10 protein-coding genes and 1 pseudogene are annotated in these 13,197 nt (G+C 75.5%); 5 read left to right on the top strand and 6 right to left on the bottom strand.

Annotation, left to right across the window (positions count from 1 at the left end):
- Positions 1-3 precede the first annotated feature (3 nt).
- Complete coding sequence (locus H505_RS0128170; protein ID WP_026404656.1) at positions 4-768, bottom strand: TetR/AcrR family transcriptional regulator; 765 nt, start codon at positions 766-768, stop codon at positions 4-6.
- Positions 769-877: 109 nt separating this feature from the next.
- On the opposite strand from H505_RS0128170, the gene H505_RS0128165 reads away from it, so the two are divergent.
- Entirely contained in the window at positions 878-1,849 is a 972-nt protein-coding gene (locus tag H505_RS0128165) for a daunorubicin resistance protein DrrA family ABC transporter ATP-binding protein (protein ID WP_026404655.1), read from the top strand.
- An 11-nt stretch (positions 1,850-1,860) separates the two neighbouring features.
- Complete coding sequence (locus tag H505_RS0128160) at positions 1,861-2,691, top strand: ABC transporter permease (RefSeq protein ID WP_051301262.1); 831 nt, start codon at positions 1,861-1,863, stop codon at positions 2,689-2,691.
- Here the strand turns inward: H505_RS0128160 and H505_RS0128155 are convergent.
- Positions 2,688-3,389, bottom strand: coding sequence for a hypothetical protein (locus H505_RS0128155; RefSeq protein WP_026404653.1), 702 nt, complete (start codon positions 3,387-3,389; stop codon positions 2,688-2,690). The genes H505_RS0128160 and H505_RS0128155 overlap by 4 nt on opposite strands.
- 320 nt (positions 3,390-3,709) lie before the next feature.
- Between H505_RS0128155 and H505_RS0128150 the strand changes: the two genes are divergently transcribed.
- The 3 genes and pseudogenes from H505_RS0128150 to H505_RS0128145 all read left to right on the top strand — a co-directional run bounded on the left by H505_RS0128150 (position 3,710) and on the right by H505_RS0128145 (position 5,316).
- On the top strand, positions 3,710-4,405 hold the full coding sequence (locus tag H505_RS0128150; protein WP_026404652.1) for a nucleotidyl cyclase domain-containing protein: 696 nt from the start codon (positions 3,710-3,712) through the stop codon (positions 4,403-4,405).
- A gap of 245 nt (positions 4,406-4,650) precedes the next feature.
- Positions 4,651-4,797: pseudogene (locus H505_RS49325) on the top strand (CGNR zinc finger domain-containing protein); the annotation flags it as partial.
- A 54-nt stretch (positions 4,798-4,851) separates the two neighbouring features.
- Entirely contained in the window at positions 4,852-5,316 is a 465-nt protein-coding gene (locus H505_RS0128145; protein WP_026404651.1) for an SRPBCC family protein, read from the top strand.
- Between the two features lie 98 nt (positions 5,317-5,414).
- Here the strand turns inward: H505_RS0128145 and H505_RS0128140 are convergent, their stop codons facing one another.
- The 4 genes from H505_RS0128140 to H505_RS44800 all read right to left on the bottom strand — a co-directional run bounded on the left by H505_RS0128140 (position 5,415) and on the right by H505_RS44800 (position 13,144).
- On the bottom strand, positions 5,415-7,961 hold the full coding sequence (locus H505_RS0128140; protein ID WP_026404650.1) for a GMC oxidoreductase: 2,547 nt from the start codon (positions 7,959-7,961) through the stop codon (positions 5,415-5,417).
- Between the two features lie 4 nt (positions 7,962-7,965).
- Positions 7,966-9,093 carry an alpha/beta hydrolase gene (locus H505_RS0128135; protein ID WP_051301255.1) on the bottom strand — a complete coding sequence of 376 codons (1,128 nt, stop codon included), beginning with the start codon at positions 9,091-9,093 and terminating at the stop codon, positions 7,966-7,968.
- 183 nt (positions 9,094-9,276) lie between these two features.
- The gene (locus H505_RS0128130; protein WP_026404648.1) at positions 9,277-12,261 is read right to left on the bottom strand and encodes a helix-turn-helix transcriptional regulator; all 2,985 of its coding nucleotides are present in this window, start codon (positions 12,259-12,261) and stop codon (positions 9,277-9,279) included.
- Positions 12,262-12,496: 235 nt separating this feature from the next.
- Positions 12,497-13,144, bottom strand: a complete 648-nt coding sequence (locus H505_RS44800) for a protein tyrosine phosphatase family protein (protein ID WP_064743718.1) — start codon at positions 13,142-13,144, stop codon at positions 12,497-12,499.
- Positions 13,145-13,197: the final 53 nt, after the last annotated feature.

The raw sequence follows: 13,197 nt of genomic DNA, 5'->3' as shown, positions 1-13,197 counted from the left end.
GGGTCAGCGGCGCGAGGCGATCAGGACCTCGATGCCGTCCAGGATGCGCGCGAGGCCGAACTCGAACGCGTGGCGCGGGCCGACGGCGCCCTGGTACTCCCTTCCGGCGCTCGCGCCGACGCGGGCGCTCAGCGGGTACGCGTCGCCGCCCGTGTCGAGCCGCTCCAGCAGCGGCGCCAGCGTCTCCCACCACTGCACGTCGCTCATGCCGGTGCGCCGCTCGGCCTCGGCGACGCTGACCGAGACGCGCGCGGAGCTCTCGGCGAAGCCGGTGACCAGGGCGACCACCGAGTCCATCTCGACGTCGGTCAGGCCGATGCCGTCGACGGCGCGCAGCTCGAACTCGTACTTGGCGAAGATCGCCGGCCCCATCGGCGGGCGGACGACCGAGACGTGCAGCAGCCAGGGGTGCCGGTGGTACAGGTCCCAGTTGTCGCGGGCGAGGTGCTCGAGCTTGGGGCGCCAGCCGCCGGGGACGCCGTCGGGCGGGGTCAGTTCGGCGAGGGCGCGGTCGAACATGACGTCGATCAGCTCGGCCTTGCTGGAGACGTAGGTGTAGATCGACATCGGGGCGACGCCCAGTTCGTCGGCGACGCGCCGCATCGACAGGGCGTCCAGGCCCTCGGCGTCGGCGACCGCGATCGCGGTCCGGACGATCTCCTCGACCGTCAGTTTGGGTTTCGGGCCGCGCTTGGGGGCGGGCGGGACGCCCCACAGGAGTTCGAGGCTGCGCTGGGGGTCGCCGCCGCCGCTGTACTCGGTCGTCACGCTCGCATCCTCCCAAAGAAGTCCGCTGCCCGGGATGAAACTCTGTACGACGTACGTTATATTGCCCGGGATGGTTAATCCGTATTGTGTACGGAGTTTCGGGAGAGTGATGACAGAGCCACAGTTCGCGATCGACGCGGCGGGGCTGCGGAAGACCTACGGCGCCACCCGCGCGCTGGACGGCCTGGACCTGCGGGTGCCCGCGGGGACGGTGCACGGCGTGCTCGGCCCCAACGGCGCGGGCAAGACGACGTGCGTGCGCGTGCTCGCCACGCTCGCCCGTCCCGACGCGGGACGCGCGGCGGTCGCGGGGCACGACGTCGTGCGCGACCCCGGACGGGTCCGGACGCGCATCGGGCTCGTCGGGCAGCACGCCGCGGTCGACGAGGTGCTCACCGGGCGGCAGAACCTCGTGATGTTCGGCCGCCTCTACCACCTGGGCGCCCGGTGGGCGCGGCGGCGGGCCGACGAGCTGCTCGAGCGGTTCCGGCTCGCCGACGCCGCGGACCGTCCGGCGGGGCAGTACTCCGGCGGCATGCGGCGCCGCCTCGACCTCGCGGCGGGGATGATCCTGGCGCCGTCCGTCCTGTTCCTGGACGAGCCCACCACCGGGCTCGACCCGCGCAGCCGCATCGAGGTGTGGGACGCGGTCCGCTCGCTCGCCGACGGCGGCACCACCGTCCTCCTCACCACCCAGTACCTGGAGGAGGCCGACCGGCTCGCCGACGCGATCTCGGTGATCGACCGGGGCCGCGTCATCGCCGAGGGCGCGCCGGACGAGCTCAAGTCCCGGCTCGGCGGCGACCACCTGGAGGTCGTCCTGGAGGACGCCGGCGCGCTCGCGGCGGCCGCGGCGGTCGTCGCCCGGATCGCCGGGACCGAGCCCGAGGTGGACGCCGACGCGCTGCGGATCGGCGCGCCCGTCCGCGACCGGGTCGGGGCGCTGACCGGCGCGGTCCGGGCGCTGGACGAGGCGGACGTGCGGGTCGCCGACATCGGGGTGCGGCGGCCCACGCTCGACGAGGTGTTCCTGCACCTCACGGGCGACCCGGTCGGCGAGAACGAGGAGGTGCCCGCGTGACCACGGCGACGATGCCGCCGATCCCGGAGCTCCCGCGCGGCCCGCTGGGGCGGCTGCGGTGGGCGGCGGCCGACGGGTGGACGCTCACCCGGCGGGCGCTCACGCACTGGGTCAAGCGCCCGGACCAGCTCGTCATGGGACTGGCGTTCCCGGTGCTCGTCGTGCTGATGATGGGCTACCTGTTCGGCGGCCAGATGGACGTCCCGGGCGGGGACTACCGGGAGTTCATCATCCCGGGGATGTTCGCCATGACGATGGTGTTCGGGGTCGAGGCCACGTTCACCGCGGTCGCCGCCGACGCCGCCAAGGGCGTGTCCGACCGGTTCCGGGCGATGCCGATGTCGCCGTCCGCCGTGGTGGTGGGGCGCGGCGCCGCCGACCTGGTCGACTCGATCGCGGCGCTGTCGGTGATGGCGCTGTGCGGCCTGGCGATGGGCTGGCGCGTCCACGACGGGATCGTCCCCGCGCTCGCCGGCCTGGGCCTGCTGCTGCTCCTGCGGTTCGCCCTGGTCTGGGTGGGGGTGTACCTGGGGCTGGTCGCCAAGGGGCCCGAGTCGGTGATGATGATCCAGATCCTGGTGTGGCCGATCGGGTTCCTGTCGAGCGCCATGGTCGCGCCCAGCACGATGCCGGGGTGGCTGGGGTCGGTCGCCGAGTGGAACCCCATGTCGGCCACCGTCACCGCCTGCCGGGACCTGTTCGGCGACCCCGCGCAGGCCGCGCTCGCCGGGGACTCCTGGGCCGCCGGCAACGCGCTGCCGATGGCGGTGGCGTGGCCGCTGGCGATCACGGCGGTGTTCTTCCCGCTGGCGGTCCGCCGGTACCGCGCGCTCGGCCGCTAGGGCAGCAGGGACGCCCGGTGGCGCGCGAGCGCCAGCGCCGGGCGGCAGTCCGCAGGGACGGGCTCCGCGCCGTTCAGGGCGGTGCGGAGCCTGGCCCCGACGGACGCGGTGTCGTAGGGCTGCACGACGCACAGTTCGGCCTGCATCGCCTGCCGCGCCGCGGTCATCAGCGCGGGGACGTCGCCCACCGCGACCACCTCGGTCGGCGCGTCGCCGTAGGTCAGCCGGACGGCCAGCGCGTGCAGGCCCGCGGTCCCCTGCTCGGCGTAGCGGAACTCGCACACCAGGCGGTCGCCGTCGAGCGGGCCCTCCTGGATCAGCCACGCCTGGCCGGGGACGACGCGGCCGAGCGCGTCCTCCCACGGGGCGGGCGGGACGCCGCCCAGGGCGTCCGCCGCCTTGGCCGCCGCGCGGCGGCCCACCTCGGGGCCGATCGCGGCGAGCGCCCGCAGGAACGCCCGCGCCCCGGGCGTCCCGGCGGCGTGCAGGCAGCCGATCAGGTCGCCGAGCGCGGCGCGCCGGGCCTGCTCGTGCGGCGCCGCGGCCAGCAGGCCGCCGAGCTGCGCGGACGTCCACACCTCGGCCTGCAGGGCGGCGGGCAGCGCGGGCAGCGCGTCCGCCTCCCGCACGTAGGCGTCGTACACCTTGCGCAGGGCGGGCAGCAGGAGGGGCCGGGCGGACGGTCGGGTCGTGCTCACACCGCCAGCCTAGGGGACGCCCGGCCGCCCGCACCGTCCGCGATCAGTGGGCCCCGTCACGCCGCGCTGCCCGAGGTGCCCCTTGTGACCTCGCTATTCCAGCCGGACGCTAACTAGTTCGCCATAGCGGCCTTACCACCGGCACCGGCCCGCGCCCTTCCGCGTCGAACGGGGCGTGGGAGACGGAAATCGAGATGCGGACGGTGGTGCGGAACCCGGATCCTTTTCCCGGGACCTTCGAAGCGACGTTCACTCCGCGCGTGGAGCGGACGCGGGCACCGGGCCCTGTTCGCTCGAAGCAACCGAGGGCGGGATCGGGAATGAGAGGAATCGAGACGACGGCACGGCTCGACTACCGCCTCCTGCTGGCGGTGGACATACAGCAGTACAGCAGGCGGGACGCCCGCGACCAGCTCGCCGCGCAGCACCAGCTCGCGGACGCGCTGGACCGCGCGGCGCACGGCATCGGACTCGACCGGGCGCGCTGGGAGAAGCAGGTCGGCGGGGACGGGGAGCTGGCGACGCTGCCGGCCGGCACCGACCCGGCGCCGGTCGCCGGCGGGTTCGCCATCGGGCTCGCGGCGGCGCTGCGGGAGGTGAACCGCCGCCCCGGGCGGCACCGGCTGCGGGTGCGGCTCGCGCTGCACTACGGCACGCTGACCGCGGGCCCGTTCGGACCGGCGGGCGACGCGCCCATCGTCGTCCAGCGCCTGCTGGACGCGGCGCCGCTGCGGCGCCTGCTGGACGACGGCGCCCGCGACCTGGCCTACGTGGTGTCCGACTCCCTCTACGAGGACGTCGTGCAGACGGGCTTCTGCGCGCTGGCGCCGGGCGCGTTCCAGCCGATGAAGATCACCGCGAAGGGGGCGGCGTTCCGCGGCCACCTCCTCACCGGGGCCCTCCCGGGCGACGCGGTGCGGGCGGGACGGGACGGGGCGGACGCCGGCGGGGCCGCGGGCCCGCCGGGCGGCCCGGCCGCGCGCGTCCTGGCCTTCCCCGCCCTGGCGGCGCGGTGACCGCCGCGCCGACCGGGGGCGGGCACGGGGTGGGCGCCGGATGATCGTCCGCCCGGCCGGGTAGGGGAGCACCCGGCCGGGCGGTCCCCGGCGGCCCCGCGGACGGGTTCAGCCGGTGAGGAGCGCGGCGAGGAGCCGGTTGTCGCCGCGCTGCCACAGCGTCCCCACCTCGCCGAACCCGGCGTCGCGGAGCGCGGCGACGTGGGGGGACAGCAGCGCGGACTCCGACCCGTGGTGCCCGGCCGACTCCTCCCGGACCTGCGCGCGTCTACGTCGACACGTCCCGCAACGGCACCCGCCGGTTCTGCTCCACCGCCTGCCAGAACCGCGTCAAGACCGCCGCGTTCCGGGCCCGCGAGCGGCCCGGCGGCCGGCGGGGCGGCGAGGGCTGACGCCGCGGGTCCGGCGCGGTACGGTGCCGGGGACCGCCATCCGGGGAGGCACGCATGCCGCAGGAGATCGAGGTCGCCGCCACCGCGACCGCCGCGCCCGAGGTGCTCTTCCGGCACCTCGCCGTTCCGGAGGCGTGGGGCGCGTGGGGCCCGTTCCCGACGCCCGCCCGCCAGGTCCGCAAGGGCGACACCACCACGTACGGGGTCGGGTGCGTCAAGCAGATCTGGCCCGCCAAGGAGCAGACCGTCGCCTTCGAGCCCTACACGCGCTTCTCCTACATCGCGCTGTCCGGGCTGCCCGTCCGCCGGTACCGCTCGGACGTCCACCTGGAGGAGCACGAGGACGGCACCGGGACCGACCTGCGGTGGCGGGCGACGTTCGAACCGCTCGTCCCCGGCACCGGGCCCCTCCTGGGCTTCGTCTTCCGGCGGATGCTGACGATGTTCGTGCGCCGGCTTCCCGAGCACGCCGCGAACTGCCCCCCGGACTGCCCCGCCCGCGACGCGGGCGACCTGTAGCACCCGGCGCGTCCGGCGCGTCCGGCGCGCCCGGGAAAGAGGCACGGGCCGAGAGCACCCCGCAGTTCCCTCGGCCCGCACCCGTCCTCGGACGGCCCCTAATCGGACTCGGGGCCGTACACCTCCCACAGCTCCCCGGCGAAGAACCGGGCGAAGTCCAGCAGCTTCCCCGCGCCGTCCGGGCCGGACGTCCGGAACGTCGTGAGCTGCTCCGCGAAGTCGCCCAGCTCGATGTGCAGGACGCCCGCCGCGACGACCGCCGCGTCCGCCTCGGCGTCCTCGGGGACGTGCCCCTCCAGCAGCCGCACGTACAGCGTGGAGGTGTCGGGCCAGATCCGCGTCGGCGGCCCGTGCAGCACGTTCTTGCGGCCGGTGAGCGTGCGCGGCCGGTCCTCGCCGTCGGTGAAGAACAGCCGGTACTTCATCAGCCGCCGGTCCTCGTCGCCGGTCGGCGCGAACAGGTTGAACCGCCCCCACCGGACGGGCCGCCGGCCCCCGTGCGCGGCGGCGTCCAGCCAGCCCTCGGCGCGCGCCTCGTGCTCGGTCTCGGCCAGGAACCGGTCCACGTCGTCGGCCGTGATCGTCAGCCGGAACGACAGCGGCTCGCGCCCCGGGTGCACCGCCCCGGCGCGCGGCTCGGTGACGCCGTAGGTGACGAACCCCTTCATCGTCTCGGTGAACGACAGCGAGGTCGCCTCGGCGCCGGCCGCCCCGGCGCGCGCGGGCGCGGGCGCGGCGGGGTCCGCCGCATCGAGCGGCGGCGGCGTACGGCCGGACGCCGCGGCGGACGGTCCCCTGGCACCGCCGCGGCTCCCCGACTCCGGCGCGTACGCCGCGCCGTTCCCCGCCCGATCCGGCGAGCCGGTCGACCCCCCGACCGGCTCGGCCCCCGTGAGGACCGGAACGGGGTCCCCCGCCGCCTCCGCGCCCCCCGGCGCGGAGACGGCGCGGGTCGCGCCCTCCAGCAGCCGCGTCGCCATGCGGTCGGCGTGCGCGGCGATCGTCAGGGAGGGATTGGGACCCACCGGGCCCGGCATCGCCGCCCCGTCGGCGATGTACAGGCCCGGGAACCCGTGGACCTCCCCGAAGGCGTCGCAGACGCCCCGCCCCGGATGGTCGGCCATCGGGGCGCCGCCCAGCGGATGCACGGTGACGATCCGCTTGCGGAACCACATCGGGTTGTCTGCGTACTCGGCGCCCAGCACGTCCGCGATGCCCTGCATGGTCTTGCGGACGCGGGTGAACAGCTCCTCGCTCGTCTCGGTCGTCCAGTCGGCGGCGAGGCGCCCGTCCCGCAGGTGCAGCCGCCCGTCGGCGGTGTCGCGGCCCATGCCGAGCAGCGGGAGCGAGCTGACGGTCAGCGCGCCGTCCCCGATCAGGTCCGAGATCTCCTGCGAGAGGTTCGTGTCCGGCGCGTCCTTGAAGAACTCGACGAACCGGTCCCACAGGAAGCGCACCGCCCGCTCGACCGCGTCGCCCACGTCGAGGCTGTGCACGATCCAGTCGGTGAACCCCGGGTAGCCGCCCTCCTCGATGTAGGCGCCGCGGCCCGCGCCGGGGACGCCGTCGACCTCGTCGGGCAGCCGGATCGCGCTGGTGATCACCGGCCCGCGGGACGCGTCCAGCGGCCGGACGCGCTCGCGGTCGCGGGCGTTCAGCAGGAACGTCAGCAGGTCGCCGTTGCCGCTGAACCGGGAGCCGAGCGCCCCGCTCAGCCCGGGCAGCGCCGACCGCGACTTCAGCAGCAGGAACGTCGTGCCGTAGGTGCCGGCGCCCAGGACCAGCCGGTCGCAGGTGATCGTCTCCACCGGCTGCCGCGCCGGCCTGCGGCGGACGGTCAGGTCGGCGTGGTGCACGTAGTCGACCTCGTAGCCGCCGCCGGGACGGGGCCGGATCGCCTTCACCTCGCGGGCGGTGCGGATGTCGGCGCCGTGGTGCGCGGCCGCCGACAGGTAGTTGTGGTCGAGGCTGTTCTTGGCGCCCTCGTTGCAGCCGATGTCGCACTCGCCGCACAGCTTGCAGGTGCGGCGCGGCATGCCGTGCAGGTTGCCGTACGGCGGCTCGGCGATCGGCAGGCCGACGCCCGGCCGCCCGCCCGGCTCGCCGGCGAAGCTCACCGCGAGGGGCGGCAGCTCGCAGCGCAGCCCGAGCTCCGCCGCGGCGTCCTGCATCGCGTGCGTCTTCGGGGTGTCGCTGAACGGCGCCGTGTCGAGCGGGTACGGCGTCGCGCCCATCATCCGCTCGACGGCGTCGTAGTGCGGGTCCAGGTCGGCGCGGGAGACCGGCCACGACTCGTAGCCGCCGCCCGGCATCGGCTGCTCGTCGACGAACCAGTGCTCGTCCTTGCGCAGCAGGACGTTCGCGTAGATCAGCGACCCGCCGCCGAGGCCCGCCGACACCACCGAGTCGCAGCCCTTGAAGCTCCACACGTCGTACATGCCGTACAGCCCGGCGGCCGGGTCCCAGAAGGCGCGGTTCATCTGCCGGGGCGAGCGCGGGAAGCTGCCCGGCGGGTACGGCTGCCCGCGCTCCAGCAGCACCACCGACAGCCCCGCCTCCGCGAGGCGGTAGGCGGCCACCGACCCGCCGAACCCGGAGCCGACGACGACCGCGTCGACGTGCTCGGCCCGCTCTCCCGCCGCCATGCCCTCAGCCCGCCTTCCGCTTGAGGAAGTCCAGGACCCGTGGGTACACCTCGGTGTCGGACGCCCGGCCCATGAAGGGGTCCTGGTGGCCGTAGCCGGGGAGGATCTCCAGCTCGTGCAGCCCGGGGGTGATCGATTCGAGCGCGCGGTGGCAGACGATGTTGGAGTCGGTGAACACGTGGTTGCGGTCTCCGGTGAGGAACAGGATCGGCGTCGTCACGTCCGCGGCGCCCGCGAGGTAGTCGACGGGCAGGTCCGCGTGCCGCGGGTCCCGAGGGGCGTACCGCACCGCGCGTCCGGCCTCCACCATCCTGTGCATGTGCCGGTAGTAGTGGACGTTGCAGGCGCCGAACAGGTCGGTCAGCCGGGCGTGCGTGACCGGCGACATCTTGTCGTGCGAGAAGATCGGGCGCCCGCCGCCCCACATGAACGACAGCATGTGGCAGGCCGGTTCGCCGCAGTCGCGGTGAAACGGCGCGATCCCCTTCGCGAGCATCCAGCCGCGCGTCATCACCGGCGACGTCCCGTAGCGGGGGTCGACGTACGGCGGGCCGAGGACGTACTCCATCAGCGCCGGGCCGTACCTGAGCTTCAGCCTCGACCACGGCGGCGTGCGGGGCGTCAGCGCGACGCTGTTGCACACCAGGCTGGACACGCCGGTGACCGTCCCGGCGAACAGCGCCATCGAGAACGTCACCGACCCGACGCAGTGCGCGATGACGTGGACGCGGCGGCCGTCGCCGATGTGGCGGCGCATCTCCGCCAGCGCGGCCGGGTGGTCCCAGTGGGCGACGTCGTCGAAGGTGTGGCGGTGGGTCTCCGCGTTGTAGGGGAACCGGGCGCTCATCCGGTAGTCGACCGCCCACACGTCGCCGAACCCGGCGTCGTGCAGCGCGTTCACCAGGTTCGTGTGCTCGGGCATGACGTACATGTCGCTGGACGTCGTCAGCCCGTGCACCAGCAGGACGGCGTCGGTGCCGCCGTGGGCGGTGCCGGCGCGGCGGAACCGGGTCAGCGCGAGGCCGAGGCCGTCGGCGGTGGCGAAGGGATGCGCGGACACCTCGGCGTCGGCGACGCCGTCGTGCGTGAAACGTGCGATCCCGTCGGCGTCGACCGTTCTGATCGTCTTCATGGGGTGTCCACCTCCTTCGCGGCCTTCCTCCCGGCTCCGGACGCCCCTACCCTGCCAAACGCCGAGGTCGGCGCGGCATCGTGGAGAACCCGTACTTACGTGCACCGTGAGGCGTGCGGCCCGTGACCACGTACGTGAGATAAGAGTCGGAAAGGGACTCGTCGGTTCACTCCGGGCGTTGCTTCACTCCGGACGCTGCATGGCGGTCGCCACCCCGACCCGCGACGAGACGCCGATCTTCGCGAAGACGCGGGTGAGGTGCGTCTCGACCGTCCGGACGCTGAGGAACAGCCGTTCGGCGATCTGCTGGTTGCTGCAGCCCTCGGCGACGAGCCCGGCGATCTCCAGCTCGCGCGGCGACAGCCCGTACGGCGCGTCCGCGGACGCCTTCGCCCGGGCGCGCCGCCCGCCCTTCCCGGCGCCGGCGCCCGGCACCCGCACGCCGAGGCGCCGCTGCTCCCGGACGGTCTCGGCGTGCAGGTCCCGCATGCCGCAGGCGTCGAAGACGGCGGCGGCGGCCCGCAGCCGGTCCAGCGCCTCCGGACGGTCACCGGCGGCGGCGTGCGCGATCCCGGCGGTGAGTTCGGCGCGGCCCGCCTCCGGGCTTCGGCCCGCCGCCGCCAGCAGCGCGGCGGCCTCGCCCGCGATGCCCGCCGCACGCGCGGGGTCGGTGAGGCGGACGGCGTGGGCGCGGGCGAGCCGGCCCAGCCCGACGTCCCCCTCCAGCGCCGGGTTGGCCAGCTCCTCGGCGATGTTCGCCCAGGTGGCCGCGTCGTCGGCGTCGTCCTGCCCGGCGCGGACCCGCGCCAGCGACTCGGCGCACGCCGTCAGCGTGCCGAAGTCGAGCCCGCCGGTGCCGGCCGAGCACGCGGAGATCAGCGCCTCCGCGCCCGCCGCGTGGTCCCCCGCGTTGATCATCGCGAACGCGCGGGAGACGGGCGCCATGTGCGTCCACCACTCGCCCGACCCGGTGTCGCAGGAGACGGCCTCGTCCCCGGCGGCCGACGCCCGCTCGTGGTCGCCCGTCCAGCTCGCGATCAGGCACCGCTGCGTCGCCCCGTAGGCGATCACCTCGGGGGAGCGCAGGTCGCGGCCCACGGCGGCGGCCTCGTCGGCGGCGGCCGCGGCCTCCTCGAACCGGCCGAGCAGGCTGAGCCCGCGGGCCCGCCCGGCCAGCATGTAGCCGAGGATGTACAGCTGCCCGGTGCGCCGCGCGATCGCGACGAGCCGGTCGACGTGCCGCAGCGCGCTGTCGTACATGCCGAGGAACAGCTCCGCCCACACCAGCCAGGTGATGCAGTCGAGGCAGTCGGCGAAGTCGGTGTCGGCCGCCGCGGAGAACCGCTCGTCGGCCGCGCGCGCGTACGCGATCGCCTCGGCGATCTCGCCGCGGACGTACGACACCATCGGCCGCATCGACGCGACCGCCGCGGTCAGGCCCGCGCCCCACTCGGGCGCGCTCTCGGGGATGGTGTCCAGGACGGCCTGGGACCCGCGGTCATCGGCCTTCTGGATGCGGTCGGCGACCAGCCGGATCCGCAGCAGCACCGCCTCGGGCGTCTGCCGGTCCGGGAGGCGGCGCAGCTCGTCGAGCACCAGCGCGCGCGCCTCGTGGATGCGGCCGATCTGCCGGTCCATCACCGCGCACAGGTGCACGGTCCGCGCCCGGCGGACGGTGTCGTCCTCGGGCAGAAGCGCCAGCAGCGTCCGCGCGGTCTCCCGGCCCTCCTCCGCGTGGCCGCTGACGGCCTGCACGTGCGCGAGCTCCAGCAGCAGCTCCGTGCGGTCCGGCCCGCCGCCCGAGTCGCCGCCCGAGTCGCCGTCGCCCGCCGGCTCGTCCGGCAGCAGCCCCAGCGCGGCCTGCAGCCAGTACGCGGCTGTGCCGGGGGCCTGCTGCCCGACCGAGCGCGCCGCCTCCACCAGCGTCGCCGCCGCCCGCCGGTCCCCGAACCGGGCCGACCGCTCCACGTGGTGGGCCCGCACCGTCGCGGGGGCGCCCAGCTCCGCCAGCCGGACCGCGACCCGCTCGTGCGCCGCGAGCCGCCACCCCGCCGCCGTCGACGCGTACGCGACGTGCCGCACCAGCGGGTGCCGGAACTTGAACCGCCCGCCCGTCCCGGCGCGCACCACGTCGTGCCCGGTCAGCACGTCGAGCGCCGCCAGCGCGGCGGGCTCGTCCAGCTCGGCGGCCACCGCCGCGAGCGCCGGCTCGAAGAAGTCCGCGGCGACGGCCGCGCCGCGCGCCAGCAGCAGCGCCTCCTCCGGCAGCGCGCTCAGCTCGACCTGCAGCGCGGTCCGGACGGCCGCGGGCACCTCGGTCAGCTCGGCGACGCCCTCGCGCCAGTCGGTCCCGTCGATCCCGGAGCCCCCGGCGACGTCGTCGCGCCCCATCCTGGCCAGCGCCTCGAGGTAGAACGGGTTGCCGCCGCTGGCCTTGTACAGCGACTCGCACCGCGCCGGGCTCACCCGCGGGCCGAGGAACTCCTCGACCTCCCCCTGGGTGAGCGGGTCGACCGGCATGCGGGTGCCGTGCGGCCCGGCCGCGTCGACCAGCGCCGCCAGCCGCGGCGACGCCTGCGCGGGCCGGTACGCCGCCGCGATGAGCACCCGGGCGCGCGGCGGGTGCCGGACCAGATGGTCGAGCAGCTCGATCGTCGCGTCGTCGGCCCAGTGCAGGTCGTCCAGGATCAGGACCAGGCCGGACGGCGCGGCGAGCTGCTCCAGCAGGTGCCGCACCGTCCGGTGCAGCTGGTAGCGGGCCACCCGCGACACGGGGTCGCCGCCGGCGGGCGGCGGTTCGGCCGCCGGATCCGACAGGGACGGGAACACGGTGCCGAGCAGCCGCAGCTGCGCGTCCGGCAGGTCGGGGGCCGAGTCCTCGAGGAGGTCGTCGAGGGCGTCCACGACCGCGCCGAACGGCATCTCCTGCTCGAACTCGGCGGCGCGCCCGGCGCGGCACGGCAGCTTGCGGGCCCCGGCGCCGTCCGCCAGCTCGCCCAGCAGGCGCGTCTTGCCGACGCCCGGCTCGCCGATCAGCGCCAGGAACCCGAACCCGTGCTCGACGCCGTCCAGGGCGCGGCCGATCCCGTCCAGCGCGTCCCGTCGCCCTACCAGCGGAGCGTTGCCGATCGGCTGAGCACCGGCGTCGCGGTCGGCACGACCCTCCATGTCCACACCCCAACAGCGACAGGCGGTCGATACGCCGTGATCATGCTTGTCGTCGCGGTTCCCGAGAATTGCAGGGATCACCTTATCGGGTGATCAGTCAATAAGTGGGGGAACACGCCCCCGGGCCCCGCGGGGCCGCACGGATCCGCCTCCTTCTGACCATCGTGTCCAATAGCTATCAAGCGTCGCAAGGGGGCCGGTGTCAACCGGTGGTGGGTAAACCGTGCCCCGGCCGTCACATTCCGCGCGCCCGGGCCCGCGCCCGGCGGGGAGAGTCGGCGATCCGGCTGAAGAGGACCACCGCCCGCGGCGGGCGCCGCGCCGCCGGGCCGTCCAGTCCCCGCATGAACGCGAGCTGCTCGAGCGTCGGCGGTCCGAACGCGAGGCTCCGCCGGGCGGCCGTCGCCGCGTAGGCCCGGCCCGCGCCGACCAGGTACGCCGCGACCATCGATCCCGTCCGCCCCACCCCGGCCCCGCAGTGCACGAACACCGGGCGCCGCGCGGCCGCGACCACGTCCAGGAACCGCCGCACCTGCTCGGGCGTCGGCGTCCGCCCGTCCCGCACCGGGATCCGCACGACCGCCATGCCGGACGCCCGGGCGGCCGGGCCGGACGCCCCGGGGGCCTCGGAGCGGAGGTCGACGACGGTGCGGACGCCTTGCGCGCGCAGCCACCGGTAGCCCTCGGCGGTCGGGGCGGCGCCGCGCCACACGCGGTCGTCGACGCGGGCGAACTTCGCGACGCCCGGCGCGGGGACGCGGTGGACGCCCGCACGGGCGCGCTCGCTCAGCAGCAGCATCGCCGTGCTCGTGGCGAGCCAGGACGCCGCGTATCCCGCGGCGCCGCCGGCGAGCGTCCAGCCGATGATTCGCCGCGCGCGCACACGGCGAGGCTATACGTCGCCATATCCCGGCGCCATAAGTTGGCGCCACACCT

It is taken from the genome of Actinomadura rifamycini DSM 43936 (assembly GCF_000425065.1).
In the GTDB taxonomy this organism is placed as follows: Bacteria; Actinomycetota; Actinomycetes; order Streptosporangiales; family Streptosporangiaceae; genus Spirillospora; species Spirillospora rifamycini.
The sequence above is the reverse complement of the archived record's forward strand: the minus strand, read 5'-3'. Positions and strand labels throughout refer to the sequence as shown.

What these genes read in the sequence shown, in the direction of transcription:
- H505_RS0128160 (WP_051301262.1), top strand. Translation starts at nt 1,861, where the DNA reads ATGCCGCCGATCCCGGAGCTCCCGCGCGGCCCGCTGGGGCGGCTGCGG.
- H505_RS0128145 (WP_026404651.1), top strand. Translation starts at nt 4,852, where the DNA reads ATGCCGCAGGAGATCGAGGTCGCCGCCACCGCGACCGCCGCGCCCGAG.
- H505_RS0128150 (WP_026404652.1), top strand. Translation starts at nt 3,710, where the DNA reads ATGAGAGGAATCGAGACGACGGCACGGCTCGACTACCGCCTCCTGCTG.
- H505_RS0128130 (WP_026404648.1), bottom strand. Translation starts at nt 12,261, where the DNA reads ATGGAGGGTCGTGCCGACCGCGACGCCGGTGCTCAGCCGATCGGCAAC.
- H505_RS0128140 (WP_026404650.1), bottom strand. Translation starts at nt 7,961, where the DNA reads ATGGCGGCGGGAGAGCGGGCCGAGCACGTCGACGCGGTCGTCGTCGGC.
- H505_RS0128135 (WP_051301255.1), bottom strand. Translation starts at nt 9,093, where the DNA reads ATGAAGACGATCAGAACGGTCGACGCCGACGGGATCGCACGTTTCACG.
- H505_RS0128165 (WP_026404655.1), top strand. Translation starts at nt 878, where the DNA reads ATGACAGAGCCACAGTTCGCGATCGACGCGGCGGGGCTGCGGAAGACC.